Annotated in this window: 3 protein-coding genes and 1 pseudogene; all 4 read left to right on the plus strand. The window is 41.2% G+C overall.

All coding sequences use genetic code 11. From position 1 onward, the window contains the following. Positions 1-937: hypothetical protein (locus tag GJ1_RS17005; RefSeq protein WP_217994776.1), on the plus strand; the 937-nt coding region annotated here is incomplete at its 5' end. Positions 938-949: 12 nt separating this feature from the next. Beyond that, positions 950-1,375, plus strand: a pseudogene (locus GJ1_RS18480) (RHS repeat-associated core domain-containing protein); the annotation flags it as partial. A gap of 479 nt (positions 1,376-1,854) precedes the next feature. Next, the gene (locus tag GJ1_RS17015) at positions 1,855-2,991 is read left to right on the plus strand and encodes an IS110-like element ISGka2 family transposase (RefSeq protein WP_066235015.1); all 1,137 of its coding nucleotides are present in this window, start codon (positions 1,855-1,857) and stop codon (positions 2,989-2,991) included. A 708-nt stretch (positions 2,992-3,699) separates the two neighbouring features. Further along, positions 3,700-5,103 carry a hypothetical protein gene (locus GJ1_RS17020; RefSeq protein ID WP_157068417.1) on the plus strand — a complete coding sequence of 468 codons (1,404 nt, stop codon included), beginning with the start codon at positions 3,700-3,702 and terminating at the stop codon, positions 5,101-5,103. Positions 5,104-5,157: the final 54 nt, after the last annotated feature.

Consider the following 5,157-nt stretch of genomic DNA (forward strand, 5'->3'; position numbering starts at 1 on the left):
GATAGTTTTAGGGGTGAAAAATATGAATCAATATGAGGAGACGGTTAGAAATTTAGTTAATAATTTTAATGAGCATAATATAGATATAGTTGCTCAAGATTTAGCTAAGATGGGAAGGGACATAATTACTATCTTACAAAAATACTTTTATAAAGTAGATCCTAATGGTAAGATTGGGATATTAGAAACATTGAAATTATTAAATGACAGTAGTGTAATCCCTTTTCTGAAAGCTATTCTTGAAGATGAGACAGAGATATTTTTTGTTAAAGCTTATGCAGAAAGTGTATTGGATTTTTTAGAGGGTAAAGAAACTCAATTAAAAAGAAAAATTCACAATTTATCTAAAAAAAGTGGCACGGATTTAATCGCAGATATAGCTATGATAGGAACAATTGGCGATTACAATGCTATAAGAGAATTAGACAAAATCAATACGGATAACAAAGAGGTACTGGAACAAATCAAGGTAGCAAAATTACAAATAATATGTGGACTAGAAGAAATAATTAAGGAGTACAGAAAACCAGATTCCCGTTATTCTCATAAAGCATTAGCAGAGGCTATTTATCATTCATTTGATCATCCAGAAGCATCAAAAGTTATAATAGAAGATCTCTTTAGTGAGGAATTTGAGCGTGTTTTTAGTGCCGTTACTCTACTTGCTTTCGCGGAAAAATTTCCTAAGGACAAAGTTACTAGAGATGTAGTAAATAAGTTCTTTGAAATTTTAACGGGTGATTTTAATACAACACTAAAGAATCATGCCATACTTGCAATAGGTAGATATGGAAATACTGATGATGCATCAAGACTTGAAAGAATTGTTGAGGAAAAAAAGTATTTAACAAAAAGGAAATTTTGGAAATGGCTAAGTGAAAGCGCACTGTTAGACGATATCAACATCACAATAAAGAAATTGAAACGAAAGAAATAGATGATTCACACTCTAAATGAGCAACAAGAAAACATCGTGGCCCGTTACCAATACGATGCGTGGGGAAATATTCTTTCTCAATCCGGTGCCTTGGCGGACGAAAATCCATACCGATATGCGAGGTACCAATATGACCAAGAAACGGGTCTTTATTACATGATTGCCCGGTACTACCACCCAGAGCATGGCGTGTTCCTTTCCTTGGATCCAGACCCAGGGGATGCCGACGATATCCTCACGCAGAATGGGTATGCGTATGCGAACAACAATCCGGTGATGTTGGTGGATCCGGATGGGCATTGGGTGGCTATCAACGCGGGATTTGCGGCGTATGATGCGTATAAGGCGTACAAGTCGGGAAAAGGATGGACAGGTGTCGCAGCTGCGGCGGCTATCGGTTTTGTCGGTGGAGGAAGATTAAAAGCAGCTAGAGAAGCTGGATTTGCTGCTGAGACATATCTTGCTAGAAGATTAGGGGCTAAACCAGCCCATCTTCAAAGAATATTTAGTGTTGGAAAAACAACAAGACGAGCTGATATTGTAAAAAAATGGTACATTACATGAAGTGAAAGTGGGAAGGGTTTCAGCTTCTGCTTTCACGAGAGCACAGATTGCAAAGGATGCATGGTTATTAAAACATGGAAAAGTTCCATGGGCAACGTTTTGCCCTCCACCCGGGCATGAAAATCCCCCTTTTCTTCCCATAATGAAGAGTAGGCGCAAACAGTTCAATAGGACGTTATACTTAATGGTGGCTTGGACCCTGTACGGAAAAGCGTTCGAATCCACTGGGTGCACCACCCATTGTCCGCCCTTTCCCGATGCGGAGGAAAGGTGACGACGAACGGAAAACTGCCGCATTTCTCCCGTGGATTCGCTGTTTGCGCACTCGATCATCGAACAGGAGGATTTTCATCATGGATGTCATCTATCCTCGCTGCGCAGGATTGGATGTTCATGCCGAAACCATCGTCGCCTGCGCGCTATGGGAAGAAGATGGACCCATTCAAAAGGACATTCAAACCTTCTCCACGTTCTCGAAGGGACTTGGCGACCTGCTGGAGTGGCTCGAAGAACATGGCGTCACCCATGTCGCCATGGAATCCACCGGCGTGTATTGGAAACCGGTCTTCGCCTTCCTCGAGGGCTATGTCGACTTGACACTGGCCAATCCGCAGCGGATCAAAAATGTCCCGGGAAGAAAAACCGATGTCTCTGACGCCGAGTGGATCGCCAAGCTGCTCCGCCATGGACTCGTTGAAAAAAGTTTCGTCCCCCCAGCGGATATTCGCGAATTGCGGGATTTTACCCGCCTCCGCAAAAAGTGGGTCGGACAGTTGAGTTCGGAGAAAAACCGGATTCAAAAAGTGCTCGAGTCTTCCAATGTCAAACTCGGCTCGGTCCTCTCCGATCTCTTCGGCGTTTCCGGAAAAGACATCCTTGCCCGGCTGCTGGAGAAGGGATGCGTGGACAAGGACGAGCTGGATCAATGCCTGCGCGGAAGGCTCAAAAAGAAAAAGCAAGCGGTGTACGATTCGCTGCTGGGCACCTTGACCGAACACGAGCTCCGTCTCCTTCGCCTCTTGTGGAAACACGTTGAGGAATTGGAGCGGTTCATCGAAGAAGTCGACCAGCACATCGACCGCCTGCTCGAGCCGTATCGTGAGGAAGTCGAATTGCTGATGACCATGCCCGGAGTGAAAAAACAAACCGCCGCCGTCATCATCGCGGAGATGGGAACCGACATGAGCGTCTTTGAAACGCCGGAACGGGGGGCTTCATGGACGGGTTTGTCCCCCGGCAGCCATGAAAGCGCCGGAAAGCGAAAGAGCACGCGCACGACAAAAGGCAATCCCCATCTCCGATCGGCGTTATGCGAGGCGGCATGGTCAGCAGCTCGATCCAAGACGCATCCCTTGTCCCGAAAGTTTTGGTCGTTGGCGGCCCGGTGCGGGAAGAAAAAAGCCCTCATCGCCATTGCTCGGCGGATGTTGGTGATCATCTTTTGCATGATCTCCCGCAAAGAGCCGTTCCGCCAACCACAACTTATTTAGTCTAGCCAAAAGGCAGACAGGTTATACGAGATGCCTAAAATCGGGCACCTCTGCTTTCCTATTGCCTTTTTTGGCCATTTTCAGTATACCCGCACGGATCAGGAGCGTATACCGCACTCACCAAGTGGTGGGGATTTTCACGGAAAAGTGTGGAAAGACTTTTCATTCGGCAATCGTTTTTATTGTCGCAACATTTGTATCGATTCCATTTTCCCCGTCTGTTGCTTTTGTTGTGCCGATTTACGTCGGAGCATTTGGATACGACATCGGAAGAAGAGTATTGGCAGCAGACTAGCATCATTACTTCCACCATCCCATATGAGGTGGTTTTTTGTTTCTTTTTATGAAATTTATTCTAAAAAAGGATTGACATATATATATATTTTTTTTATGATTATTTTACGAACTATACAAGTTACCATTTTTCTTTACATCCAGTCGATCACTTACCGTGTTGTATTTATAGTCGACTTGTATAGAGAGAACAGAGGAAACGAAAAATCGGAAATTTTTATTGCAATTTCATTTGCAAAAAAGGGGAGAATTGTTGTTGTGTCTGTCACCTGTCGAAATGGTTTGTTGTCGAGAAAAACGTTCGACTGATACAGGCAGAGAATGTCCGCAGTTCTTCGTCTTTTTGTTGTAAAAGATGAAGTTTGATTAATAATTGAGGTAACAATCTTGTCACTCCAATGTTTGGGGGGTTGTGTGTGTCGTTACCTCAATCATACCGTAAACAACAAGAGTGGCAAGCTTTTTTATCCAGAACAGCATAAAATCAACAAAAAATCAGGGGACGTCTTTAAAACTTTTGACAATACCAATATCAGAAGGGAAGTGTCCTTAATGAATATCTCACTAAAAAACGCTGTGATCCTATTCATCATTTTACTTCCCATATTGATTTTATCACCACGGTCTATAAACGCGGAAAATGATATAGCTAATGATTCCGAATTAAAAAGAAATATAGAGTATAGAAAGAAAATGGGTTTAAATTATGATCCTGTTTATGTGAGTAATTTAATAACATCAAAGAAAGTAATACAGTCGTACGAAAAACACGGAGTTTGGCTAACTGAGGACGAATTAGAGGAAATAGAAAATAGAATAAAATATCAAGAGGAAAAAATACCATTGATTTTAGAATATATTAGAAACAATATTAGTTCAAGTGATTTTGGTGGACTGTACGTTGATCAATCGAAAAAAGGTGTGGTAACAATTAGTTTTTCTAAAGATTTAAAACAAATGAATAAAGAGATAAATGACATTAGGAAAATTTTTAATAATGATTCAAAAATAAAATTTAAACAAGTACAAAGATCAGAAAAGCAGCTTGATGAAATACATTCGACAGTACTCTCGAAGAAGCGTGAATTAAAAGAACAAGGTATAAATGTTACTACTATATATTCTGATATTCAAAGGAATAAGGTTATTATCGGTATTTATCCATTTGACAGCACTGCTAGGGATTCACTTGTAAATATATTCGGTTCAGATATTGAAGTAATTGAATCTGATGGTGGTTACGAAGAGTCTAGAACTGCTTATACACGACCATTAGAAGGTGGATTAAGGATTAGCAATATTGACACAGGTTGGGGGTGTACGGGCGGATTTTCAGCTTCTTATGGAAATTGGGTTTACTATGTCACAGCTGGTCATTGCGGAAGAAGTAGTGATAGATTTAGTCAAGGCGGTTCATACTTTGGATATGCCTACAGGCTCGTAAATAGTGGTGAACTGGATGCAATGCTGATTTCATTAGGTCAACTTTCCTATGCTAGCAATTATAACTATGGACAGCCTAACTTTACCAGTTGGCAAAGAGAATCATATGAATACGTAGGACAATACGTATGTATGAATGGTTCATATACTGGTAATGCATGTGGGGTTGTAAAAAGTACAAATTATTCAGCAAGAGAACACAATAATATGACTGCTGCTGATTATAATTCTACTAACGGTGACAGTGGTTCGCCTACATATTATGGTAGCCAGATTAGAGGTGTACATGAAGGCGTAGGCTCTAATGGGTGGAAAATGTATACTCATGTACAAAGTATAGTAGATTATTGGGGGTTATCTCCTAGAACGTGGTGAATGTTTTTGTGTATTATCTTTGTTAACATAGGGATAATTTAGAGAAATAACGTA

The sequence above is a fragment of the Geobacillus jurassicus NBRC 107829 genome (genome assembly GCF_001544315.1).
Lineage (GTDB): Bacteria > Bacillota > Bacilli > Bacillales > Anoxybacillaceae > Geobacillus > Geobacillus jurassicus.